11 protein-coding genes are annotated in these 26,898 nt (G+C 47.4%); 1 reads left to right on the plus strand and 10 read right to left on the minus strand.

Annotated elements, in window-relative coordinates:
• Positions 1-215: 215 nt before the first annotated feature.
• The gene (locus A5320_RS05115; RefSeq protein WP_068061771.1) at positions 216-1,685 is read right to left on the minus strand and encodes a sialate O-acetylesterase; all 1,470 of its coding nucleotides are present in this window, start codon (positions 1,683-1,685) and stop codon (positions 216-218) included.
• Positions 1,686-1,878: 193 nt separating this feature from the next.
• Here A5320_RS05115 and A5320_RS05120 point away from each other — a divergent pair, with 193 nt between their 5' ends.
• Positions 1,879-2,283: a VOC family protein gene (locus A5320_RS05120; RefSeq protein WP_068061774.1), complete on the plus strand. Its 405-nt coding sequence runs from the start codon at positions 1,879-1,881 to the stop codon at positions 2,281-2,283.
• A gap of 302 nt (positions 2,284-2,585) precedes the next feature.
• Here A5320_RS05120 and A5320_RS05125 read toward each other — a convergent pair whose 3' ends face one another.
• The 9 genes from A5320_RS05125 to A5320_RS05165 are packed head-to-tail and all read right to left on the minus strand — an operon-like array spanning position 2,586 to position 26,895.
• Positions 2,586-3,965, minus strand: a complete 1,380-nt coding sequence (locus A5320_RS05125; RefSeq protein WP_157605643.1) for a hypothetical protein — start codon at positions 3,963-3,965, stop codon at positions 2,586-2,588.
• Between the two features lie 58 nt (positions 3,966-4,023).
• Positions 4,024-6,510: an ABC transporter permease gene (locus A5320_RS05130; protein WP_197489985.1), complete on the minus strand. Its 2,487-nt coding sequence runs from the start codon at positions 6,508-6,510 to the stop codon at positions 4,024-4,026.
• Between the two features lie 8 nt (positions 6,511-6,518).
• Complete coding sequence (locus A5320_RS05135) at positions 6,519-7,229, minus strand: ABC transporter ATP-binding protein (protein WP_068061781.1); 711 nt, start codon at positions 7,227-7,229, stop codon at positions 6,519-6,521.
• A 12-nt stretch (positions 7,230-7,241) separates the two neighbouring features.
• Positions 7,242-8,504: an efflux RND transporter periplasmic adaptor subunit gene (locus A5320_RS05140; RefSeq protein ID WP_068061784.1), complete on the minus strand. Its 1,263-nt coding sequence runs from the start codon at positions 8,502-8,504 to the stop codon at positions 7,242-7,244.
• A gap of 30 nt (positions 8,505-8,534) precedes the next feature.
• Complete coding sequence (locus A5320_RS05145; protein ID WP_068061788.1) at positions 8,535-9,758, minus strand: aminotransferase class V-fold PLP-dependent enzyme; 1,224 nt, start codon at positions 9,756-9,758, stop codon at positions 8,535-8,537.
• A gap of 9 nt (positions 9,759-9,767) precedes the next feature.
• Complete coding sequence (locus A5320_RS05150; protein WP_068061790.1) at positions 9,768-11,051, minus strand: phenylacetate--CoA ligase family protein; 1,284 nt, start codon at positions 11,049-11,051, stop codon at positions 9,768-9,770.
• Complete coding sequence (locus tag A5320_RS05155; RefSeq protein ID WP_082971543.1) at positions 11,045-19,954, minus strand: non-ribosomal peptide synthetase; 8,910 nt, start codon at positions 19,952-19,954, stop codon at positions 11,045-11,047. Before A5320_RS05155 ends, A5320_RS05150 begins: the two co-directional genes overlap by 7 nt.
• Before the next feature lie 9 nt (positions 19,955-19,963).
• Positions 19,964-23,407, minus strand: a complete 3,444-nt coding sequence (locus A5320_RS05160) for a non-ribosomal peptide synthetase (protein WP_068061795.1) — start codon at positions 23,405-23,407, stop codon at positions 19,964-19,966.
• Positions 23,404-26,895, minus strand: coding sequence for a non-ribosomal peptide synthetase (locus A5320_RS05165; protein WP_068061798.1), 3,492 nt, complete (start codon positions 26,893-26,895; stop codon positions 23,404-23,406). Before A5320_RS05165 ends, A5320_RS05160 begins: the two co-directional genes overlap by 4 nt.
• Positions 26,896-26,898 lie beyond the last annotated feature (3 nt).

Below are 26,898 nucleotides of genomic sequence, written 5' to 3' on the forward strand. Positions count from 1 at the left end.
TTAAGCGGAGACAAAATTCAGTGAAAAGGTAGAGCAAGGCGCGGGCATTTTCGACAGATACCACGCGATATCATCGTTTTATCAAACGTCATCAGATTTTTAGGGGGTGAGGCCAGCAATAAGGGCCTGAAGAAGGTGTTGAATTAGCTGATGTATACCCGTCATCCTTGAAGATTCGGGGTATAGTAGCCGTTGTTGTAGCTGCTGAAAAACAGCTACTTCGCCTCACCTGCCCGAAACGGCACCGCCGGTAACTGGGCGCTATTGTAAAGGTTAGCGTCGGTAAAATCGGCCCAGCCAAAGCGCACCGACACCGGTGTTGCGACCTTGTCACTCCACAGCAGCACGGCGTTGCCCTCCAGTTTGGCGTGGGCGTTGTGGTATTTGCCGTCGCTACCGGCAATGGCAAAACCACGTAACGCACCGTCTTTGCTGTAAAGCCCGGTCCCGACCTGCTCAAAACGCACACGCAGTTGTTTCCCTTCGATGTGCAGGCTGCTGAACACCGGGCCAGAGGCGATGATGGCCTCGCCAAATACTGTGCGCCGCGCCGCCAGCCATAACCGCTCGGCCACTGGCTTTTTACGCGCTGGGTGAATGTCATTGGCATCGCCTAAGTCGGTGGTTACCACCATCGCAGTGGCGGGCAATTGCAGTGTCTGAAACTGTGCTTCCCGAAGTGAAGCCCAGGCGCTGGCTGCTGGCTGAGCTTTCGGCTGCAGATAACTGGCCAGCTGCACATATAAAAATGGCAGCGGCTGTTGCCACTCGTCGCGCCAGCTTTGAATTAACGTACTGAACAGCGCATGGTAATGCGCCGCTTGTTCCACATTACTTTCGCCCTGATACCACAGCACCCCTTTCATCCCATAAGGTACCAGCGGTTTGATCATGGCGTTAAACAACACGCCGGGCAGCCAATGTGGCTGCTGGTTGGGGGTTTTGTTGATGATTTGCTGTGCCAGCGCCTGAGCCAACGCCTGACTTTGGGCAATCACCTCCATTGCCGCTTGCTGGTATGCTGGCAACGCCAACAAGGCTGCGGCAGGTGTCCAGGCCTGCGCCACAGTTCCGCCCCAGGTGGCATCAATAATGCCCACCGCAACCCCTTTTTCCAGGTGATTCTGTTTGGCAAAATACCAGCCGATTGCCGAAAAATCTGGCACGGTTTCGGCAGATGCGGCCAGCCATTGTGTTGCCCACGGGGTTGCCAACGGGGTTACAGGTAGTTGACGTTGTGGCGTTGCGGCTACCAGATTGGGCACGGTAAAAAACCGGATTTTCGGATAGGCCGCATCTTTGACGGCTTGTTGCCAGTTTTCAGTTTGGGCGCTCAGCGGCCATTCCATATTCGACTGCCCCGATGCCAACCACACATCACCCAGCCAGACATCTTTCAGCGTTATATGTTGCCGGGCAGTTGCCACTTCCATTTGCAAAGGCCCAGCCGCCGGCAGCGCAGGTAAGGTGATTTGCCAGTCGCCATTGCCATCAGCAATCACCGCGCCGGACGCGGAAGTCATCGCTGCACCTTGCTCATCCAACAAGCGAAGCTTCACCACCGAGCCCGGCGCTGCCTGCCCCCAGATCGGCAGCGGCTGCTCACGCTGTAACACCATCTGATCACTAAATAACGGCGCCAGCTCGAGTTTCTCTGGCGCAGCGGCTGCGGACGTGATCATCATGCCTATTCCTAATAAGTTGTGCTGCTAGTGTTTGGATATAGTCGCATTTTGCTTGTCAGCTAAAAACAATAAACAGAACTGTCGCAATAAAATTTCATTATCTCTGTCGATTTAGCAGGAACTAAACCGACTAAGCTCAGTGTCAGAGAAAAAGACATCGTCAGGACAACACCAAAATCAACAGGAGGGCCACATGGCCAAAATGCTTTTTGTGAATTTACCCTGCAGCAACTTAGGCGCTGCAATTGGCTTTTATCAGGCGCTGGGTTTTAGCCAGAATCTGCAGTTTAGTGACGATACGGCCGCTTGTATGGTCTGGAGTGAGCATATTTTTGTGATGTTACTCACGCCGGCGAAGTGGCAGAGTTTTACCCAAAGGCCGCTACCGGCCGAGGGTAGCAGTGAGGTGATGCTGGCGCTCAATTGTGATGATAAACAAACAGTGGATGAGCTTTGTACTGCTGCTGGCGTCGCGGGTGGTGTCAGTGATGTGATGCCGAAGCAGGATTTAGGCTTTATGTATAGCCGCAGCGTGCTGGATTTGGATGGGCATATCTGGGAGTTTTTCTGGATGGACCCAGCCGCTATGGCGGGTTGATTGTTTGATCCAGCCTACACAGGCCATGGAATTTTCTCTTGGGAAAAGAGCACATTGGCCCTGGTCTGGTGTGGTATGTGGTGGATGGCGTTTCGCTTATCCACCCTTTTGGCGCGAAGTTGAGATTTGGTTTGGCATGCGTATCGCCCCGCTGCCGGGCAAGGCAGTGATCACGCGCGCTGCCATCGGTTATAACTTCTTTTTTCCAGCGCTTGTGCGTGATTGCGGGTCTGTCCCAGTTGTAACTTGATTTATAGACTGGCCAACTATCCTGAGCCAGCGGATCAGGTAGATACAGTCATTCAAATAAAAATTGATTGCGCCGGAACTTCAAAAATTGAAGTGTATTGTGCCCCTTTTGCAGAATTCACAACACCACTCCCTGTATCCATTTTCATTAACCTAACGCCAGCACCACCATAATCGCCACCAAAGTTAAAAAAACCAAATATATAGTTATGCAAAGCCAGTTTTCCATCAGGCTCCGGCGCATAAAAATGATCAGACGGGCAGTATTGCTGCACAATCCAGTCTTTAGACTTTCTGGCAGCCGATAAAATATTCCGCCAGGAAGTGTCGGTCATAAATCGCCCGACATAAACATGATCACCACCAAAATAGCCATCCCTTTTTATGACAAAATTATCTTTGTTCTGTTCAACTTCGCGATATAACCAACTCAGATCTTGATTTATCACTGAATTTAATTCATCAGATAGATGATACGTTGCTGGAATAAACTTATTAATGAAAGCTGACTCGCTTTTATCAAACTTGCCACAATTGTTGAGCCAATGCAGATTAGCAAAATTAGATTTATACCCTGCTATAAGGAAGGCTGGCATGTCAGGAAAAACGACTTTTTTTTGTTGATGCAACAAAACCATCATTTCAATTTTCGGATCGTGGTAGTCAAACTGAAATACAGGAAAACTCAACACATCCATTTTTTTATTATGAAAAAAAACTCCTGTATCGCTGACTGATACATCATCCAGGGATTGAGTCCAAAAAACACTGATATCAAGGTCAAGCTCAACTAGTGCCATTTTAAAAAAAGGCAATGAAGTGCGCAGGTCTTCTACAGCATCTGTACTATCCAGAACGAACAATAGGTTGACTGATGGAACAGCATTGCATTTATCATTATTTGTCATTTGATAAACCAATTTTAAGAATTTTTCTAAAATTGGAGTGCATACTAAATTGCCACCACCACCGACTATATCTCTATAAGTTTCCACACAACGCAAAAGATGCCAACCGCCTATATTGGTGCCAGCGTTATATTCAATTAACTTGAAATTCCCTTTGGTCATAATTGCATCATACCGACCAACAGATAGATGAACATCCATAGAGTTACGATTTGTAGAAATTAAATTTGAAATATCAATGCCGTAAGCTGCTACTGAAAAATCAAAATAGTCCTCTGAAATTATAAAAAGAGACTTGTGAAGCAAAGAAGTAACAACCTGACATATACCTCGCATATCCCTGACTATTTTGTCATTAATAACTACAGGCCAAGGCGATATAAAATTCCTTAATGATTCGTAGGCTGGAGGTAACTCACAACTCCGAATCTTTTGCTGCTGAGCAACAATAAGGTCAGGCGATAATATCATTCTATTGATAAAATCAGTGTTGAACTTTGATAATTCTGCTGATTGATTAAGCATAATTGTAGACTCCGGTAACGCGTTATGATGGCCCTGTTTGAAACAGGGCCAGTACAAATTAGTTTTCTCTCAGAGCTTCACTTGGTGACAATTCAATCGCACGTCTGGTCGGGATTAAAGCTGCTATGACTGCTATAACCAATACAACCAGCGGTACTGTGATAAATACCAACATGTTCGATGCATTAGTGATACTGATGTGCTTTGCAATTAACTGGTTGAAATACACAGAGCAAAGGATGCCTATAGGTAATGACAAAAGTACATTGACTGTGCTTGTTTTGACAAAAAATACAATAATGTTGCTGTCTGTCGCACCTAATGCTCTTCTGACACCAATTTCATGCTGCTTTTGCTGTATCACATTAGAAATAACTCCGTAGATACTAATAGAAGCAAGTAGCAGTGATAATAATCCGCATGCCAAGAATAACTTGCCGACAGCATCATTCATCATGCCATTTTTGTTAATACGATCATCGAAAGACTGAATGTCGTAAATACCAACCTGCGGGTCAAGAGCTTTCCGCACCTCGTCTAAAACCTTCATAGCCGGTGAAATAGCCCCGTCGTAGTACACGGCTATTTGCATGGTATGACTCGACCAAATCGTTCTCTGTGATAGAGGAATGTAGGCAGAACCACGATCCTGTGTTTTAAAACCAAATGGGTTGTTGTTATATACATCCTCGGTCACAGCCACCACAGTCATCCACGGCATGTGCTCTTCAGTCATCCAGTTCATGGCAGACCAACGTCCTAACCGAAGACGTTTTCCAACTGAATTTTGATTTGGCCACAAGCGGTCAGCCAGCGTTTTCGTAATGATTACAACCCGTTCACTGTCTGGTGTATCTGATTGACTGAAGTATCGCCCTTCTAATAAGTTAACGCCCATAGCTTCCAGCGAGCCTGTTTGTGCATAAACACGCACCGCCTGAATTCGATCTTCCGGATTCGCATACACGGCACCTTCAATCTCATAGGGTTGTACAAAAGAGCCATCCAGCGGGTAATCGCTGGGCAGTCGGGATACTGCGGCAACTGACCGAATATTTGCTGCGGCTTCAAGATTGCGAACAAAATTACCATAGTATTGCGACATTTCTTCCAATGTCTGATATTTGGCTCGCGGCAACTGAATCGTCGCTGTAAGTGCGTTTTTTGTGACAACACCATAGTCTACTTTGCTGTTGATATAATTAGACGACACCATGACCAAAGACGAGATCAGCACTAGTACAGAAAGTATGACCTGCGAACATACCAGAAGAGTAGAAATAAACGCGACTTTCGTTCCTTGAGCACCTCTGGTTCCGTCTTTCAAGTCTTCGATAAAGTTACCTTTTGCGGCTTTTATGATAGGTACTACACAAATCAAAAGAACTGTAACTGTCAGACTTAATGGAATATAAAAATAACTCTCTGCAGAGATCCTAAGATCTAACCAAAACGGAGCAGCATTATTATACATATAGTTCAAAAGAAACTGTTCGGTAAATTCCAAAGCACCAATCGCCAGAGCTATTCCTATCAAACAAGCTATTGCGCAGAGAATGAAACATTCAAGAATTACCAATATGACAAGTCGGTAAAAAGGAGAGCCCAATGCAACCCGAATTGAGAACTCTTTTGTTCTCTCATTCATTCTGGTTAAAACAAGGTTACCAACATTAATAATGCAAAGCGCCATAATTAGTACATTTATAATTTTCAATGATATCAGCAATCCATCTTTATCAGTCTCCACCCAAAGACTATTGGGGAAAGATGTTGCATAATAATAAAGGCCTGCAGTATTCGTTTGTGGAAACATTTCACGATATCTTGCAGAGATTAAAGAAAGCTCTTTATTTAGATCTTCTAAAGAGTGATTCTCTTTTAACATTGCATAACCGCCAACTTGCATACCACTCCTGCGCTGTGCAGGTTTTAGCCAAGCATCCCGTAATGGCAACCAGATCTGGGTATCCCTCGGCATGGCATACCCAGCTGGCATCACACCGACAATACGGGTCTGACGCCCGTCTACCAGCAGCTTAGTGTCAAGCACCGAGGGGTCACCGTCAAAATCACGTTGCCAGACTTCATAGCTCAGCAACATAATTCGCTCAGCGCCATCAGAATTGTCTTCCGGAACAAACAGCCGTCCTAGTACAGGTTGAGTTGCGGTGAGATTGAATAAATTCCATTCCGCAAACGCCGCACGATATTTCTGCGTCGCTTCCCTGAACGTTACATTTTGTTCCGTTAGTGCGTAAGCACCGGTATCTGTGACAGTCTGGACTTCCTGCCTGAGTTCAAAAAAATCGCGGGCATCGACACTATACAAACCTGCTTTACCGTGGTTCGCCGCTCCGTTGATTGCGACAATTCGCTCACCATTTTTTAATGGCAAATCGGCATGAACCATACTGTTAAGAATGGAAAAAGTAAAAATGCTTAATGCTAACCCTATCGACATCACAAAAATGATTAACAGTGACAAACGGATTCTTTTTTTGATCGATTGGATCACATACTTTATGTCAATGGCTAAATTCATCATCCACCTCATGCTACTGCCGATTTAAGCGATGCAACATCTTCACAAACTTTGCCATCATGCAAACGGATTTGTCGTGTGGCACCTTGCACGGATCTAGGGTCATGGGTAACAACGCAGATTGTAGTTCCTTGCTTATTCAATTTATCGAGCAGTTCGACTATCGCCAGTGCATTCTGAGAATCCAGGTTACCGGTAGGTTCATCGGCCAATATGATCTTTGGCGATCCGGCAATCGCTCTGGCAATCGCAATCCGCTGTTGTTGTCCGCCTGATAATTGTGAAGGCAAATGCTTGGCCCGGTGCTCCATATTAACTTTCAATAAAGCACTTTTGACCATATCGGCACGCTGACTTTTCGTAAGATGATTACGATAGGTCAGTGGCAGTTCAATATTTTCTTCAACAGTTAAATCGCTAATCAAATTAAACGACTGAAATACAAAACCAATCATTTCATTACGGATGTTTGCCTGGTGGTTACGTGATAAATCTGAGACATCACGTCCATTCAACAAGTATTGCCCATCCGTTGGTTTATCCAGCAAACCCAATATAGAAAGTAATGTTGATTTCCCACAACCTGACAATCCAACAATAGATACATACTCGCCCGCATCTATTTTAATATTTATATTGTCTAAGGCCAGAGTTTCAACTTCTTCTGTCTGGTATATCTTAGTAATATTGGATAACGTGATTACATTGGTATTATTCATTTTATTCCCCGTTTAATTAAGGCGAACCATTTCATGTGAGCCCCAAGCCGACGTATCGGATACAACAATCCGATCACCAGGCTTGAGCCCTTCTTTTATTTGAATGATGTCAGCGGAAGCTTCACCGAACGACACAGCTGTCAGCGCCACTTCGCTGCCTCCCCCAGTCAATTTATAAAGCCTGGTTTTTGAGTTGCTTTGCACGTATACCGGCCGTCTGACATACAAAGTATTTTGGATATCTGTAATGTTGATCAGACCATCCACACTCAGATTCATCCTTGACTCTGCCGGTAACGGCCCTGTCAGATCAATATCGACCTGCACTGTGCCATTAGTTACCCCCGGATGGATCCGAATCACATGACCACTGATTTTCGAACTTCGGGTGTCAATTTCAACACTTTGATTTATTTTGACCTGTTGGATCTGGATCTCCGGGACCTGCAACTCAGCGATTAATTCATCTTTTCGTGCCAACGTCGTAATATTGCTACCCAACACTAATTCCTGGCCAGGTTCAATCAGCACCGTCTGTACCACACTGTCAAATTCAGCCCGGATGTTCAGCTCATCAACCCTTTGTTGCAGTGATTGCAAAGACTTTTCCAAAATATCAAGTCGAGCCAGGATAGCTTCTTTTTGTGAAACAACGTTTTTCTCCTGAATCGCAATGCGTTTTTCCTGTAAAGTCTTGCGGAGCTCAAAGCGTCTGGATTCAGATTCAGCCCGGATAAAGTCCAAGCGGGAAATAGCCCCGGTTCCATTATTATTTAACATCTCCAATGCTTCATAAGTTTTTCTGGCAGCGATATAATCGACGTCAGCTTCAAGCAACAAAGCTTTTTGTTCCTCCAGCTGATTATCCTGTTCAATCAGTTCAACTTTTGCCTCAATCTGCGCAATACCTAACTGCAACCGTGCTTCTTCTAACTCTTGTACCAGCTGCGGATTACTTAATACCGCAATTAAATCTCCTTTTTTTACTTCATCGCCTGCTTTACTCAGCAACTGCTCAACCCTGCCAGCAGATTTTGCCGAGATCCAACGAATATTTCTGGCGGCAAGCTCCCCGGAAGCTCTGATTTGGATATTCAACTGCCCTTGCTTTACTTCATCCAGCAGCACGGTGTCCCGTTTAACTACATACGCCGAGCTTCCGAGACTGAGCCAATACAAGGCGGCAACACCGGAAGCCGCCGCAACAACAATAAAGCTGTACTTTTTTATCCGAGTTAGAAAATTACTTTTTTCTTTCTGTTTGATTCTATCCATAAATTACTCTGTCAGAAGCATGAAAAAAATTTACAACAAGGCACTTACCAGTTCATCTAAAGAATCGAAGAAATAATCGATATCCTGAAATCTGGTATAAATGTATCCCGAGATTCTTATAACCTGCCCTGAAGTTAAAGAACTTACGTAAGGCTGCGCACATAAATGACCATTTCTACACATGATTCCAAAGGAGTCACTTAAATATCGAGCCAAATCATCGAGATTATTCATCCCTTCAATTGACATACTCAATACTGCCCCCCGGTCAGCATCAGGTCTTGGGTCAACGACCCGTAAGTAACTGCGCTGCATAGCTTTAGCCAGCATATAGCTGCCTAACTCACGATCATGCTGTTCAATCCAGTTAAAACCAATTTTATGCAAATAATCTATGGCAGCGCCAAATCCAAGTACACCGGAAATATTTGGCGTACCTGCTTCAAAACGATGTGGGATCTTCCTTAAATTGAAGGAACTAAACTCAACCCAGTCCACCATGCCACCACCAAGTTTGAGAGGTTTCAGTTGGTTCAAGAGTTCAGCTTTTCCGTAAAGCACTCCGACGCCAGTGGGACCCAACATTTTATGGGCTGAAAAAGCGAGGAAATCGATGTTTAGCGCTCTGACGTCAATCCTTCGATGTGGTATGGACTGAGCAGCATCAACCACCACCAAGGCTCCAACTTCTTTTGCCATTGCAATCATAACTTCGAGATCGAGGTAAATGCCGGTCACATTAGAGCAATGGGTCAGGCAAACGACTTTAGGGTTCTTTGCCAGCAGCGTTGCATAATGCTCTAAATCCGGATTCTGACATGCTTTTAACTGCAAATATTCAACCTTTGCACAATCAAACCAAGGCAAAAGATGTGAGTGATGAGAGAATGGCAAACAAACAACCAGGTCATCTTTTGATAGATTCAACCCATGACTAACAATATTCAACGCTTCAGTTGCATTGCTTACAAAGACAATCTCGTTACCGCTACCACCAATCAGGTTAGCAATTTTACTACGTACCTGCTCAAATTTATTTGAAACATCCTCCAACGAAAAATATTTTCCGCGATGGATGTTTGCTGAGATACCAAGATAGTAGTCACAGACCGCTTCGACCATTTGTGTCGGCTTTAAAGTCGTTGATGCACTGTCTAGATAAACACACTGTTTACCATCAACTTCTTTATATAAACCAGGAAAGTCCGCAAGCAGCGCTTCCTGACAGTTAATTTCTGTTTTTATCTCCAGCATGTTGATTCCTTAATATTTATCTGTCATTGCGCGGACGCACTGGAATTTACCTGAACGTTCCGTTGCGATATAACCGACTAATTGATGTTCAATCTCATGCTGCTTTCCAAGCAACTGTTGCAACGGAGCTAGGATATCTAACAGTTTCACAGCCTGATAATGTTGATTGACGATCAATAGCAGGCAAGATTTATCTGCTGATAATTGTGTGAATTGATACAAGTCGAGCCAGTCTGGCGCGCCAATTGCCTGATGGATTTGATAAGGGTGAATATGAGGATATTCTGTAGTACTCAGTTGTTCGCTGACACGACCAGCCCAGTCCACCGCAGGGTGAGGCAGACCACATGGGCAATCCTGCGGTTTTAATACAAAAGTATCACCTGTCCGGTAGCGAATATGGGGGACGGCACCGTTATCAAGACTACTAATCAGCAGCTCCCCGACTTCACCGGGAGTGGTTATCCGGTCGCCACTCAGCAGCTCTGTTAAATAACAATCGCTGTTCAGATGCAGTTGTCCATGTGGGCAATCGAGAGCCAGCCACCCCATCTCAGACGATGACACTAGCGCCGAAAATACGGTTCCGGTATACCCAAAACTGGCAAATGCATCAAGAATTTGTTTACGGTTTAATGGGGTTATAGCTGTGTAAGTCGCCACTAAAGGCGCCTGAGGCACGCGGATCCCTCGTTTTATTGCATGTCTCATCAACAGTGCAAAATGCGTGGGATCGACATAGTACAAATTAGGTTGATACAAACAAATCTCTTCCAGAGCACGGTCGAGCATAAACTCCGGCGTCGTCAATAGATCATGATAAACCGGCAATACCAGCGTGCCGTCACTGAGCATCCTGTCCTGCATAGAACTGTTTGGGTTTGCACACTCCACATCAGAGCAATTTGGCGCCGCAAAACGGCAAATCTTGCGGGGGGTCGCGGCAAATGCTGCTTCGACTGCCGGATGAATACCGGTACAGGTCAAAGCTCTATCCATCAGTAACATCCCTAGTTCATAGGTGATTAACCGTTCACCGGATGTACCGGAACTTTGGCTTTTCACCAGCCCCTCATCGCTGAGTTTATAGCCTGCAGCCAGCACGCCAGCCGGAAAATTACGCCGATAATCTTTTTTCTCTGTCGGCGGAATCCGCTGAATATCTTCCGGTTCAATGATGTCATCCGGCGTTAAACCAGCTGCCGCCAGGTGCTTGCTATAAAAAGGTACCCGCTCGAAGGCATATTCCAGTTCCTGTATAAACCGATCAAACTGCAATAAATTAATCAGCATTTAACGCCTCCAACCAGCAGTTGTTGTTTTATATTTGCGGCCAATTCATCAACAAAAGGCGCATAAACCATATTCTGATGCTCTCCGGGTACTGACACAACAGTGATCGGGCCGCTGCAGGTTTGATCCCAGCATAAGTAAGGCTCTGTGTGCTGCGAGTCAATTGCCTTGAAAAGCGTCAGGGGCACTGCACTGCTACCGGCCTGATAGGAATCCATCACCTGTGGAAAACCGACCAAGGCTTCAAAATGCTTTAACATCATCCGTTCGTCTGCATCAGCGGGTTTTAAGCCCTGGCTGCAGGCCTGTTGCACTAATAGCGGCAACGCTTCTTCAACCGGCATGTGCCGAACTTGTTCCCAGTCAGTTACAAGTTTACTGCCGTACAACCCTTGAATTTTAAAATAAGGATTGTACTGCCATAGACTGGCTTGTTGCCCTGACCGTCGCATTGGTTGGTCCAACAACGCGAGAAAACCGACATCATTACCTTGCTGCGCCAGTTGCCGGGCGATTTCATAAGCCACCGTACCTCCGGATGACCACCCCAGCAACATGTAAGGTCCGCTCGGCTGTATTCTCTTTATCAACGCACAGTAAAAAGCCGCCAGTCCTGTAACAGACTCTGTACGGATATCTGTGTATAAATCCGGTAGTTGCAAACCGTAACAACTGACCGAATCAGCCAAGGCACGGGCTAAAGGCTGATAGACCAACGAGGTACCTGAAACCGGCGGTGCACAAAACAGGTTATTTACCTGCACCGACTTATTCAATCGCAACATGATTTGAGAAAAATCTGTTGGCGCTATCTCGGTACCGAGACGGAACATCGCTTGTTGCTCGGTCCAGCTTTGCCGGCTGATCGCAAGAATTTGCTGTAAAGCGTTCTGGCAAGCCACCATTAACTGGTTAACCTGTGCAGGCTCTAACCGATTGATACAATGATTGAAATTGAAAGTCAATTTACGTTGCCAGACCATACTGGTCAGATTCATTGCATGTTTTGGCACATAACTGGCTGCAACTGCATCACCACTATGTTCAGTTGCCAGCTTTAATGCGGTATCACCGGAGAAACTCGCATCAAAACTGCCTAAGTAGTTAAATTGCAGCATCGACTCAGTATTCAAACCGTTTGGCAGTGACGGTTCAGCAATATATCGCGCCAGACCATACCCAATCCCTTTTGAAGGAACTGCCCGATATTGCTGTTTTACGGCCTGAATGACTCTCGCTGGTTCCGTCTCAGTGGATGAGAGTAACAACGGATATTTGCTGGTAAACCAGCCTACAGATTCACTGATATCCGGTGCGCCGTCCAATACCTCACGACCATGTCCCTCCATTAGCAGGCTCAGTGCTGTTTTACCCTGCCATTGCTGCCAGGCGAGCATTAACGCACTGAGTAAAATCTCGTTGATATCACAGTCCCAGATCCGTGGCACTACATTCAATAAATAGTTGGTATCAGTTGCACTGAGACTAAACCGGCAACTTTGCCAGTCTGGCAACGCGGAGTGACCAGCCTTTGTTACAGGCAAGGCAGGTAACTGCTCGTTTATCTGTTCCGACAGTTCCTGCCAGTATGCGAACTCACTGCGAAATGCTTCACTCCCCGTGTATGCTTGCAGAAAACGCGCCCAATCCTGATAGCTTGCCGTCTTCGCCGGTAAGCTGACTTCAGCTGAAGGAGGTTGTTGTAACCAAAACTCGAGATCTGCTGCAATAATCCGCCATGACACACCATCAACGACCAGGTGGTGGGCGATCAGTAATAAACGGCCTTCCTGCTCAGGCCCATAATCAAAGAATATCACCCGTAACAAACATCCAACTGCCAAGTCAAAAGAGGCATGCGCCTCGTTTGCATACTGCACAATAGTTTGAGCGTGCTGCTCTGCTGCCAGCGTGTCCATCTTGACAACCTTAAAATAGTCAGCCTCCTTCCCCGCGGCACGCACATACCTACCTTGCCATCTGCCAGTCTCTGCTTTGTTGAACGCCAGACGGAAGACATCGTGGCGACTAATTAGTTTGTTGACAAACTGCTGTATCGCTGTCGCCGCCCAACCTGCTGGCAGCTGCACAAACAGTGATTGGTTAAAATGCTGGCCGTTGTCAGACAGATCAGCAAAAAACTGCCGTTGCACCGGCAACAACACTTGCTCGCCCCGGACTTGCCGCTGCAAAGATATCTGACCAGCCGGATCACGGATTTGTTCTGCCAGCGCAGCAATAGTTCTGGCACTGAGCAACTGTCGAATGCTGACTTGTAGCTGTTTGCGCCTGGCATGCGCCACTACCTGCATTGATAAGATAGAATCTCCGCCCAATAGGAAGAAATCATCATGGATACCGACACTGTCCAGTTGCAGGATTTTTTGCCAAATCTCACATAGCACTGCCTCGGTATCATTCCTTGGCAACGTCTTGTTATCCTGCGGTTGGCTTAGTGGCACCAATAACGCAGCCCGGTCGATTTTACCGGAAGATAACATTGGTAAGGCAGTCAGGACGCTGAGTTGTTCTGGCACCATATACTCGGGCAACACGGACAGCAAGTGTTGCCGTAACAACGTCTGTTCCAATGCAGCCTCACTTTGCACATATCCGAACAACGATTTACTGCCACTTTTGTTTTCCTGAACCAACACTACCGCTTGTGTGATTGTCGGATCTGCCGCCAGCAGTGTCCGCTCAATTTCTTCCAGTTCAATGCGATAACCCCGGATCTTCACCTGATGATCAACCCGGCCACAAAACACCAGATTGCCCATTTCAGATAATTTAACTAAATCACCGGTTTTATACAGCTTTTGCCCACTGTCCGTGGCAAAAGGTGATGGAATAAAACTGGCTGCCGTCTGCTCTAAACGATTGAGATAGCCTAAAGCAACATTTGCGCCGCCAATATACAGCTCCCCTATCGTCCCTTGTGGCACCGGTTGTTGTTGTTCATCCAAAATATAGCACTGACAATCTGGCAATGGTCGCCCCATATGCACCCCATGCTGCAATGTGATCAGACCATAACAGGCATTCACGGTCGTTTCTGTCGGTCCATAGGCATTCAGCGCTTTACAGCCAGTTTGCTTGCTATACTCAATCAGTCGCTGCCAGACTCGAGGCGGGATATCTTCACCACTGGAAATTAGATGCACGGTCCTGACGCCATGCTCCAGCAGTAACCCAGCAACTTGCTCCACCATTGCCGGTACGCTGTTAAATACATTGATTCGATGCTTACATAACAATGTCACCAAAGCTGCAGCATCTTTATTTTGTGCATGACCAGTCAATACCACAGGCCGACCTGACAACAACGAGACCAGAGCTTTGATTGAAGCATCAAAAGCATAAGATGCATTCCAGAGCCAGATGTCCTGGGCCGACAGTCCCAGTTCAGCCAGTTGGCAGGCAAAACCTCGGCGAAAACTCAGGACATTACCATGGGAAATCAAAACCCCCTTAGGTTGGCCAGTTGTGCCTGACGTATAAATAATATACGCCAGATCCGTAGGCTCAATAGCGACAGTCTCAAAGGTCAATGGTGGTGGTGTTAAGTCCGGTTTCCCGGCCAAATACAGCCGGTGCTCAACCAACCACGGCTGTGCTTTTATAACATCGGCTTCGGTAATCACCAGACGAACAGAGGCATCCTGCAGAATAAAACGAAGTCGTGCCGCCGGCCAGTCAGGTTCGAGCGGTACATAACAAGCGCCGGTCTGCAAAGTTGCCAGCATTGCCACCACCATATCGATACCACGATTCAGGCAAAGCGCAACCTTGTCTCCCCTGCCAATCCCTTGCTCTTGCAAATGCAAAGCAGTTTGCATCACTAATACCGCCAGCTCTGCATAACTCAACTGCCTCTCGCCGACACAAAGAGCCAGAGCATCAGGAATCTGTCCTACAGTTTGCTGAAATAATGCCGCCAGATGAGCGGGTTCGGTAGTAGAGACTTCTGCTGTTAAACAAGCGGCAAGCAATTGGTCTGCCGACGGCTCCGATGGCTCCAACAGCTGTGCTATCGGCAGATCCGGCTGCTCGGCAAGCTTCGTCGCCAGGCTGTTGACACAACCATTCAAGACACTCAGCACTGTTTGCTGGTCCATGGAAGGATGCAGTTTCAGACTAAGATGAAACATTTGTCCGGTTTCGCCAGTTACATCAGTCACCCCTAATGAAAGTGGGTAGTTGGTTCGCTCCACAGTCCGGATCAACTCAATATCCGTCATAGCAGCAATATCGGCTGCCTGACTGATATTGCTGTGACGATAGTTCAACACAGAAGTAAACAAAGGCCTGCCCGGATCCACATTGCTGGCCGCAATTGCGACCGATAACGGACACTGCTCATGTTCCAGTAAGGCAACTAAATTATGTTGCACCTGCTGCATTGTCGCTTGGACTGAGCTGCCGGTCAGTCTGATCCGAACTGGTAAACTATTCAAAAACATACCAACACTATGTTCCCTACCAACCAGACCTTGTTGCCGACCCGATAATACGGTGGCAAACACGACATCGGTACGCCCGGTCAAATGCTGCAGCATCAGCGCAAATGCAGTGTGGAAAAAACTGGCAGGACTGACATTCAGCTCTGCAACCAAACGTCGGATTTCGCCAGCAAGCGGTTCTGGCAACTGAAATACCGTTTCCACAACCGCCGTATTTCCCTGAACATCATCGATTGAAAATGGCACCACAGGTTCTTTGAAGCCAGCTAACATGTCGGCAAAAAATTCTGCCGAATTGATTTTTCGGCTGCGACTGAGCAAATCAGCAACAAAATTCCGGTATGGTAAAGGCTTGGGGACTCGATCAATCTGGCCACTGCGGTGTAATGCAATCTCCTTCATCAAAATGTCCAGACCGACGTGGTCAATAATCATATGATGAAACGTCAAAATCGCATGGTACTTGCCAGAACTGCGATCATGGCCGATATCCAAGTTCAACAACGGCGCCTGGTCGAGCCTCGTTAACCGGGTGGCAGACCGAAGCTGCAATAGTGCACTGATATCGTCGGTCGATTGTAACTCAAAGTTGAACACTGGTATTTCAGCCTGACGCAGAATCACCGCAACAGGCTCTTCTAATTCAGAGATCACACAACAGCGAAGTAAATCATGTCGGCTGATCACAAAATTGATCGCCGCTATCAGTTCATTCACCGCTTGTGCACTGTGTAACAACAACTGACTACTTTGCCGGTAAGGATCGTGCTCGGCATCCAGCAAATGATGAAACAAAATGCCGGTTTGCAAGGATAACAGCGGATAAATGTCCTGAATATTGGCGGCGCCTCCCGGAACCTGCTGAGTCAGCCAGTCCAATTCCGACTGCTCGAGCTGCACAAAAGCTAACATCGCTGGCTTAAGTTGCTGGCAGCCAGGCGGAATCAGCGCAGTAGCCGTTAGGGGCTCACTATCCGCTGAGGTGCTGACAGGTATTAATGCCAGGGCCATCTCTGCTAAGGTGCCAGCTCGATAGACATCTTTTAAGCTGATGCGATACCCGCTTTTTTCAAGACGAGATAACAAGCTGACAGCAAGCAAGGAATGGCCGCCTAATGCAAAAAACCTATCATCCGGCCCTACTTTTTGTATATGTAATAATTGCTGCCACAAATCAGCCAACAACGTCTCTTGTGGAGTCGATAATGGTCGAGATTCGATCGCACTGAGAGAACGAACTACTGCCGGTAATCTCTTACGGTCGATTTTACCATTGGCACTCAACGGCCACTGCTGCAAGACCACGAACTGCTCCGGCAGCATATAATCAGCAAGTTGAGGTCGCAGAAACATTTTTAACAGCTCAGAGATGTCGGTATTCGCGACATCGTGCTGCAACCGAACATATGCAATCAGTTGCTGATAGCCACTGGCTGAAGTATCAATCAACACCAGACAGGAATGAATAGCAGGGTGTCGATTGATTTTTAGCTCAATTTCCGCCGGTTCAAGTCGAAAGCCGCGAAATTTCAACTGTTGATCAACCCGGCCGACAAACTCCAAATCACCATCCTGATTGTAACGAACCAAATCGCCGGTTTTGTAGAGATACCGGCCTATCGTCGACAGCAGTTCTGCAAACGGGTGTTCAACAAAATGCAGGGCAGTGGCTGTCGGATTATTACGATAGCCCCGGGCGAGCCCCGCTCCGCCAATATAAAGCTCACCAACAGCGCCATCCGGTAACAGAGCCAGATCGTCACTCAACACTAATAATGCCGTATTAGCCATCGCTCGGCCAATCGGTACTTTCTGCCGATCTGGCCGACGGTGCAAACTGTAGTCAAAAATAGCGCAGCCCACCGTTGCTTCAGACGGACCATAATGATTGTATATCTGGCTGTGAGGAAAACGCTCAGCCAGTGCGTCGGCGGCAGTCACGGACAGCACTTCCCCACCAATAACAAACACAATCTGGTGTGAAAAAGGTCGCTCTGGTAACAACTGTAGTAATGCCTGCAGATGGCTGGGAGTCAACCTCAGCAAAAACCGTTGTTCACTACCCGCCAATAATTGGCCGGCCAGTACTTCTAACGGATGCTCCGTCGCCAGCAGATCCAACCTACCGCCAGTAATAAGTGGTAACAATAAGGCTGGCACTGAAATATCAAAATATGGCGAGGTCAGCAACCATGCACCCTCGCAGTGCGGACTGTAATAATACTGCATCGCGAAAGTACAATAATCAGCCAAACTTCGATGGGTGATGTTCACCCCTTTTGGCAGTCCCGTTGAACCTGACGTATAAATCAGATACGCCAATTGGTCTAAATCATCGGCCGACGACAGTGATGTATCGCGCTGAGCCACAGGCAAAGGTGTAGAGCTGTAGCGCTGTATTGTCGGCCACATCGCACTTATATTCACAACAGGAGCTTTGTCTGTCAGTCGATCGAACACACATGGCTTCGCGGTTAAAACCAATGTAGGTGTGGCATCCAGCAGGATATCGGACAACCGTTGTTCTCCCTGCTCTGGGTCCAACAACAGATAAGCAGCTCCAGTTTTCATCACTGCAAGCATCCCAACAACCAACTCAATGCTGCGCGCAATGCCAACCACCGCCAGTTGTCCGGTTCCGAGCTGATAATTCTCCCGCAAGTATTGAGCAAGCTGATTGCTGTGCTCATCAAGCTGACGATAAGTCACCTGTTGTTCTGCCAGACTTAATGCTATTCGATCAGGTTGGTCCTGCGCCCGTGCGGCAAACCATTGATGCACCGGCTGCCTGAGTTGAAAATCTACCGAAGTGCTGTTCCGGTGCACCACAAGATCCTGGTATTCCGTTTCCGGCAACATTGGCAATGTGGCCAGCGGCCTTTCACCCAGCGCTGTGATACCATTTTCTGCCATTATTACCAACTGCTGTAGCAGATTTTTCAGATGCGCTTGCATATTAGCAATCTGTATATGACTGAACAGACTGACATCATACAACCACTGGCAGCTCCCTCCGTGCTCGTGGAGATTCAAATCGATTGAAATGTCAAACTTGACTGGAGGTATACCTGAGTCTGCCAGGCTAAACACCAGACCACTGTCAGATAGACTACTGACGGCGGTCTCATGCGTGAGATGGAACTGATTGCCGGTCGTTAGCATAATCTGAAACAACGGCGTATAAGCTGTACTGCGTTCAACCTGCAGTTGTTCAACCAGCATATCAAATGGAAGATGCTGATGGTTTTGGGCTTCAAGATGGCACTGCCTGACTTCAGCAAGATACTGGCTGAAAGAACGGGACTTGGTATTGAGCCTAAGCACCAGAGTGCTAGTAAAAAAACCAATCAAATCAGATAATTCAACCTGTTGGCGATTGGCTACCGGGATCCCAACAACGATGTCGTTATGATTACTGTGACGTGCCAGCACTAACGCCAATACTGCATGCAGAAACATGAAGGGCGTTAACTGGAAGTGGGCCGCGATATTAAGCAATACACGGGCTGAGGCTGCGTCCAATTGATCGGTTAAGAGTGCGCCCACTGTCTGTTTCTGCAACGGTCTGTCTGTCAACAGTGGTAAGTTGTGAGTTAACGGTAAGTCAGCCAGTTGCTGCTGCCAGTAAGCCTGTTCCCGGACAAGTAATGGACCTGAGAAATGCTCGCGTTGCCAACAGGCGTAATCCTTATACTGTAAGATGACCGGCGCAAGATTGGCTGGTAGCCCGTGCTGGTAAGCCTGATATAACTGACAAAATTCATGACGCAGTATCTCAAGTGACCAACCGTCAGCCGCGATATGATGCAAAACAAATAAAATAACAGCATTTGATTCGGTTGCACCGGCCAATTCGAAATAACAGGCTCTAATCAGCACGTCCGCAGAGAGATCAAAAGCTACGGCGCTCTCTGCGGCCATTAATTGCTGTAAAACCGTGGATTCTGTGTCTGAAGTACCGACAGGCACGACTACCTTATGTATACAAACACCGGTCTCAGGCCGCACTTGCTGATATGGCACACCATCAATTTCAACATAACAGGTTCGCAAGATCTGATGTCGGCGGACAATTTCAGTCAACACACGATCGGCCACGGACAAATCGAAGGCGCCACTGATCCGAAACGCCAGTGGCATATTATATTCCGCACTGCTGCCATTCATCTGGTCAATAAACCAAAGCCTCTGCTGGGCATACGATAGAGGCCAGAACTCAGTCTGAGCTGCAACCGGTACTATTTTCGGTAGCCGGCTCGCTGGTAGTATTTGCTGATTTTCGTTGTGTTGCAGGTATGCAATCAGTTGCTGTTTATGCTTGCCAATCTGCGCGGAGAGTTCGGCAGTCAACGCACCTTTTTTTGCTTTTGCTTTCAGCCTGCCCTGCTCCAACACGAGATCTACACCTTGTTCGACCAGCATCGAGATAAGCTTTTCCATTATTGTGACCTAAAATTCCACTTCGTCCAGTTCGTCAGAGTTAGCATGGGCCAACTCGTGTTTTAATGTCTTCGCTTGTAAAATAGTTTCACATTTTGCCGCCAGCGCCCGAAACGAGCCCATATTAAACAGATCCTGAATGCTCAGGTTAATCGCCAGTTTGACTTCCACCTGCAGCAGAAACTTCACAGCCAGAAGGGAATAACCGCCTAAACTGAAAAAGTCGGCGGTCACCGAGATGTTGGCAGCATTAAGCTGTAGTAACTCCGCAGCAATTCCGAGTAAGCTCTCCTCGACGGCTGTTTCCGCAGCAACATACTGTGGTTGCAAAGCTACGTCAGGTAATGGCAGTGCGGTACGATCTAATTTTCCGTTGACAGTCAGTGACCATTCCGTTACGTGGACAATCAGCGACGGAATCATATAATCAGGCAATCTCTGACTTAACGCAAGTCGTAATTCGTCTGCCATGCCCTTGTGCCAGCTGTCAGCTTTTACATAGGCAACCAATTGTTGACTGCCTGAAAGCATCCTACCTAGGACTACAGCAGACTCAATCCCAGGCAATTGAGTCAGTTGATGCTCAACCTCACCCGGTTCAATCCGAAACCCCCGGATCTTCAGCTGGAAATCTGTGCGTCCATGATATTCGATGTTACCATCAGCACGGCGGGATACTAAATCACCGGTTCGATACAGCAGCCGACTACTGTCAGCACGACTCTTCTGATAATAAGGATTTGCAATAAAACGCTCGGCGGTTAATTCTGGCCGGTTTAGATAACCTCTGGCCAGGCCTACTCCACCTATACATAGTTCACCGACGGTACCATCCGGCACTAAGCACAACTGGGGATCTAGAATCAGCAACTGGATGTTGGCAATTGGCCTTCCGATCGGGACTCCCGCAGTGACGTCACCAGCACAGTCCCAGTAACTGACATCAATGGCGGCTTCGGTCGGTCCATACAAATTATGTAAGGCAACGCTCGGCAATTGGCGACGAAATGCCTCAACATGATTGGATATCAGAGCTTCACCACTGCAAAACACCTGACGTAGACTGTCGCATTGTTGCAGGCCACCATGTTCCAGCATCAGACCTAGCATTGAAGGCACAAAATGTAACTTAGTCACCTTTTCTTGCCGGATCAATTCAGCTAAATAAGCTGGATCTTTATGCCCATCGGGTTTTGCAACAATCAACGTCGCTCCCTTTGACAAAGTCCAGACAAACTCCCACACAGACACGTCAAAACTGAATGGCGTTTTTTGTAAGACCCGGTCTGCTGACGTGGCACCGTATTGGTGATCCATCCATAAAATTCGATTAAGCAGAGCTCCGTGCTCGATCATGACGCCTTTGGGCTTGCCGGTAGAACCTGAAGTATAAATCACATAAGCCAACTGATTTGGTTGTACCGCTACCCCCGGGTTATGCTTTGGCATATGGCTCAGCACAGCTTCGCAGCCATTCAATAACAAAGGCACACCAGTGTAGCCTTGCAGTCGTGCCATTAAGTCTGTTTGAGTCAGCACCACTGGGATGGCAGCATCCAGCAGAATGTTATGTAATCGCTCCACAGGGTATTCCGGATCTAGCGGCACATAAGCGGCCCCAGCCTTTAGCACTGCCAGAATCGCCACAACCATACCAAGAGATCGATGTGCATAGATACCAATCAAGGTATCTGCAGCCAGCGGCGTAGTCGCAGCAATCAGATGCGCCAACTGGTTGGCCTGCTCATTTAACTGCTGATAAGTCAAACTGTCATCTTCAAATCGCACGGCAATATGGGATGGCTGAAGTAAGGCTTGTTGCTCAAATAACTGATGGATTAGCAAGTGCTCTGGATACCTAACAGTAGTCTGGTTCCAGCCATATAACAGCTGCTCTATCTCACCAGTATTGAGCATATCAAGACTTTCAAGTGCCCGGTTGTCACCTCCGCTATCAGCAACAGAAAGCGCCAATTGACAAAAATGCTGATTCAACTGTCTGATTTGTACTTCATCGAATATCGCCACATCGTACAACCAATGAATCTGCAAGCCTGATTCATTTAGCTGGAACTCAACAGTTAAATCATATTTTGCCTGATAGTGGCCTGACGGTATCAGCTTTAATTGTAAACCAGGTAAACTGAAATGACTGTGCTGCTCGCTGGCCAGCACGCCAAAATCACTGTTGTAAGTCATAAGAATCTGAAACAAGGGGCTGATCGAACTGCTGCGTGAAATCTGGCTCTGTTTAACCAAATCTTCAAATGGAAGTTGGTACGTCAGTGCATCCCGGTGAACCTGCCGTAGGTGGTCGATAAAGTCGTGTAACGATGGTTGTTCTGTATTAAGCCGCAGCACCAAAGTGTTGACAAAAAAGCCAATTAAATCATTAAGCTCTGGCTGAACTCTGTTGGCAACTGACGTTCCGATTACAATATCATGGCTGTAACTATGGCGAGAAAGTAATAATGCCAGAATACCATGAAGTAGCATAAAGGGTGTCAGTTGATACTTAGCAGCCAGTTTCAATAATTGCTGACTGCTGGCTGCCCCGAGTTTATCGCTGACTAGAGCGCCCTGATAAGCTTTAAACTGAGTTCGTGGCCTGGCCAGCGACAATCCATGCGTTTCCGGTAGTCCGGTTAGCTGTTGTTGCCAATAGTCACGCGAGGCCACAGAAATCTCTTGTTGTCGCTGCCAGATCGCATAATCGGCATACTGCAACTCAAGAGGCGGCAACGGGTTTACACTATGCAACTGTTCGGCCTGATACAAAGCCAGAAACTCTTTCAACAACACGGCAACTGACCAACCATCTGACGCGATGTGATGCATCGTGATCAGGACCACAGCTTCAGTTAACGACTGCTGCAATACCAGAACCCGCAGCATTAAATCACGACTCAGATCAAAAGGTCTGCTGGCAGCTTCAATCAGCGACTGCTGTACAAGCATAGTTTGCTGGTTAGCGTCGATTCCAGAGAAATCATTTACTTCCACTCTGAAATCACATTGTTCTACTGCTAACACACGCTGACATGCTTCACCGTTGACAGAGTCGTAGACTGTACGCAAAACAGCATGCCGTTCAATAATAGAGTAGAACACCTGATTCAAGCGCGGAATATCGAGTTTTCCGCTCACCGAAAAAGCCAATGGCATATGATATTCGGCACTACCTCCTTGTAGTTTATCAAGGATCCACAAACGTTGTTGCGCATCCGATAAAGGCACGACAGCTGGAAGCACCCGATTTTTTCGGATTGGTTGTTGCTCACTGTTACGACTGCGCAACCAGTTTAAAATCTCTGATTTATGCTGACGAATCGCTGCCAGTAAATCTGCAGTTAACTGTTGTTGTCCGCCGGTCACCGTCAGCTCCGTTTCACCAGCAACCGCCAGATGAACATTTTTCTCTGCTAGCTCGCGAATTAACAGATGTATGCTCATAACGTGACCACCATAGTCTCTGTACTTTGTTTTGGCTGACACTGTTGTAGTCGGGAGAAATAGCGAGCACTTTCGATTAACATTGCCTGCTGTTGGATTGTCTGATGTGTCAGTAAATCTTGCATTTTTAGTTCCACATCAAACTGCCGGCGCAGACTAACCATTAGTTTAATCAGCAACAAGGAATGCCCGCCAGACTCAAAAAAACCAGCAGCGGCACTGAGTTGGGCTGAAGGAACTGCTAACAAATCAGCCCAGAGTCCGGCCAATTCAATTTCAGTATCCGTTTTTGCTGCCACCAACGACACGGCCAACATCGACGAGGTTGCTGGCGGTAAAGATTTTTTACAAATTTTACCGTTGGCAGTCAGTGGCCAGCTATCAATCAGGACAAAGGCCGACGGCACCATGTAGGACGGTAACTGTCTGGCCAATTCCACTTTGACCGCTGACAGTACCTCAGCAGCCTGACTACTGCCCTCAGATGTCAATTTCACGTAAGCAACCAGGTGATCACTACCAGCCTGTCGACTGGCAATAACCAAAGAGGAGTCAACGTGCAGTTGCTGGTTCAGCACCACTTCAATTTCCCCCAATTCGATGCGGAATCCACGAATTTTAACCTGGTGATCGGCACGGCCGATAAATTCGATCAGTCCATCCGGCATATAACGACCGAGGTCGCCTGTGCGATACAGCCGGATGCCCAGTTGCTGATGCCAGATAAACTGTCGGCTGGTCAAAGCTTCATCAGCACAATAACCACGAGCCACCCCTCTGCCACCAATGTAAAGTTCACCGGTTACGCCGGCAGGTAACAACTGCTGTCGCTGATCGAGAATGTAGAATGACTGACCATACATTGCACGACCATAAGGAACACTTCGCCACTCCACAGGATCTGATGTAATAGGATAATGAATAGACCAAATTGCGGCTTCAGTCGCACCTCCCAGACTATGCACCTGACACCCTGGCAATAACCGCCAGAGCCGTGCGGGCAATGAAGGTGCTATCCAGTCCCCACTCAGTAACATATGGCGCACAGGCGCGAGGCAGGTGCGTCCGAGATATTCCAGTTGATCAGCCAGCAACCCTGCCGCAGCCGGCACAGTATCCCAGATAGTCACCTGATGCTGTTCCACTAATTCCAGCCAATGTCCCGGATCGGTCGCGCGTCTCGCGTCGGGTAGCACAACTGCACCGCCGATAGCCAGCATGCCAAAAATATCAAACACGGACAAATCAAAACTAAGTGCCGAAACCGCAAGTACGCGATCCTGTGCATTCAACTGATAGTAACGAATCATCTCCAGCAAAGTGTTCATTACACTGTGATGTTCAATTTCGACCCCTTTCGGTTCGCCTGTTGAGCCTGATGTAAAAATCACATAAGCCAGTGTGTCTGCTTGCTGGCGCAGGTAACGCGACTGTGTTGCTGTTGCTGGCAACTGAGTCGCAAGCAACGCCTGACTGGCAACTGTCTTGATATTCAGATTGTTACCATTGGGTAATTGTAATTGATGATCAGGCTCGACTATCAGATTCAGCCGACACGCCGCTTTCTGACATATTTTTTCGCAGCGTTGTGACGGCCAGTTTGTTTCCATCGGCAGATAAACGCCGCCAGCCATTAAAATGGCCAAAACGGCAATAACCTGATGCCGCCCTTTGGGCATTCGCACACCAACCCGCTCACCTGGATTCAGACTCTGCTCGTGCAACAGCTCGCAGAGCAATGCAGCAGCCTCAAATAACTGCCGATAACTCATTTGACCATCTTGATCAATCAAAGCAGTCTGCTCAGGCGCAACATCCACCTGTTGTAAAAACAATTGATGTAACAGTAAATCTGTCCGATGACCATTGCTGGGTTGATTCCAGACCTTCAATTGCTGGTGAACCTCCTGCTCAGATAACAGCTGCAACCTCTCCATTGGCAGCGTCAATACAGCCGGGGTGGATACCAGCTGCTGGACTAACCGGCAAAAGTGGTCACTCATTTGGCGGATCCGTATCTCGCTAAACAAACTAACGTCATAAATCCAGCTGATGTTGATCCCATCAGCATCCAGTCGAAAATCTAAATTCAAATCAAATTTAGCCTGAACAGGACCCGAGCCAACCGCACTAAACTCTACTGCAAGCGCTGCCATTGGATCAGTATCCGGCAGGTTCGGCGTGTAATCGGTATCAGCAGTCAGCATAATTTGGAAGACTGGGGTATGCGCAGTTGTTCTAGGAACTTGTAACAAATCAGCTAATTGCTCAAAGGGTACGTCGCTGTTGGCCTGCGTCTCATGATGAACCCGACGCACCTGAGCCAGTAAGTCACCGACCGTAGGTTGTGCCATGTTAAGTCGCAGCACCAACGTATTAATAAAAAAGCCAACCAGCCCATTGAGTTCAGGTTTAGGCCTGTTCGTCAGCGGAATACCAATTACCACATCCTGCTGATTGCTATGGCGACTGAGTAGCACTGCAAACAGCGCATGCATCATCATAAATGGCGTTAATCCACTTTCGCGTGCAAGTGCCAGCAAGGCTGTTGAAGTGTTGCCAGCTAATTTTGTTTGAACCAAAGCCCCTTGATATTGCTTAACCGGTGGCCGATTTTTGTCTAGTGGCAAGCTATGTACTGGCGGAATATCTGCCAGTTGTTGCAGCCAATAATCCAGTTGCAGCTGATAGTCAGATCGCGCCAACATTTGCCGCTGCCAGTGCGCATAATCGGCGTACTGTATAGGTAACTCAACCAAATTTAACGGGGTGGCCTGTAATTCTGCCTGATAAAGACTGACAAACTCGCGATGCAAAATTGCCATTGACCAGCCATCCGCAGCAATATGATGCATGGTCAGCAGCAAGTATCCCTGATGTTTGGTCGGATCTGTGCGTCCAGCCGCAGTACTGACAAAGACGACTTTCAGCATAGGATCAACTCGCAAATCAAATGCTGTCGCAGCGAGTTCAGCTGCCAGTTTCGCCAGCCAGACGTCAGTTTCAGAGACCTGTTCTTTTGGTAAATGAATCAGCTGTACTGGTACTTCGGTGGCTAGCTGGATGCATTGCTTTGGAACGCCGTCTTCTCCACTTCGATATGTGGTGCGTAAAACCTCATGCCGCTGCACTATGGTCGTAAATACACGCTCAGCGATCTGCAGATCAAAATCACCGCTGACCCCCAATACAAACTGCATGTTGTACTCGGTGCTGCCTCCTTGCAACTGATCGATCATCCACAACCGTTCTTGACCATAAGATAACAATAAAGGCTCTGTTCGAGGCTGCCGGCTGATCAGCGGTTCGGTTTGCCGTTGCTCTGACTGATGCAAGAGCTGCACTAAATCGTCTTTCAGCAACTTAATATACCCGGCCAACTCCGGTGTTATTGCCCCCGGGGCAGCCTGAGTTTTCAGGCTCCCTTGGTCCAAATATACTTTCACATTATGCTGACCTAAAATTGTCAGCAGTTCCTGTAACTTCATTGT

Source organism: Rheinheimera sp. SA_1 (assembly GCF_001669775.1).
Lineage (GTDB): Bacteria > Pseudomonadota > Gammaproteobacteria > Enterobacterales > Alteromonadaceae > Pararheinheimera.

Coding starts and splice junctions, on each gene's coding strand:
- A5320_RS05145 (WP_068061788.1), bottom strand. CDS start 9,758: ATGCTGGAGATAAAAACAGAAATTAACTGTCAGGAAGCGCTGCTTGCG.
- A5320_RS05140 (WP_068061784.1), bottom strand. CDS start 8,504: ATGGATAGAATCAAACAGAAAGAAAAAAGTAATTTTCTAACTCGGATA.
- A5320_RS05125 (WP_157605643.1), bottom strand. CDS start 3,965: ATGCTTAATCAATCAGCAGAATTATCAAAGTTCAACACTGATTTTATC.
- A5320_RS05135 (WP_068061781.1), bottom strand. CDS start 7,229: ATGAATAATACCAATGTAATCACGTTATCCAATATTACTAAGATATAC.
- A5320_RS05150 (WP_068061790.1), bottom strand. CDS start 11,051: ATGCTGATTAATTTATTGCAGTTTGATCGGTTTATACAGGAACTGGAA.
- A5320_RS05160 (WP_068061795.1), bottom strand. CDS start 23,407: ATGAGCATACATCTGTTAATTCGCGAGCTAGCAGAGAAAAATGTTCAT.
- A5320_RS05155 (WP_082971543.1), bottom strand. CDS start 19,954: ATGGAAAAGCTTATCTCGATGCTGGTCGAACAAGGTGTAGATCTCGTG.
- A5320_RS05165 (WP_068061798.1), bottom strand. CDS start 26,895: ATGAAGTTACAGGAACTGCTGACAATTTTAGGTCAGCATAATGTGAAA.
- A5320_RS05130 (WP_197489985.1), bottom strand. CDS start 6,510: ATGAATTTAGCCATTGACATAAAGTATGTGATCCAATCGATCAAAAAA.
- A5320_RS05120 (WP_068061774.1), top strand. CDS start 1,879: ATGGCCAAAATGCTTTTTGTGAATTTACCCTGCAGCAACTTAGGCGCT.
- A5320_RS05115 (WP_068061771.1), bottom strand. CDS start 1,685: ATGATGATCACGTCCGCAGCCGCTGCGCCAGAGAAACTCGAGCTGGCG.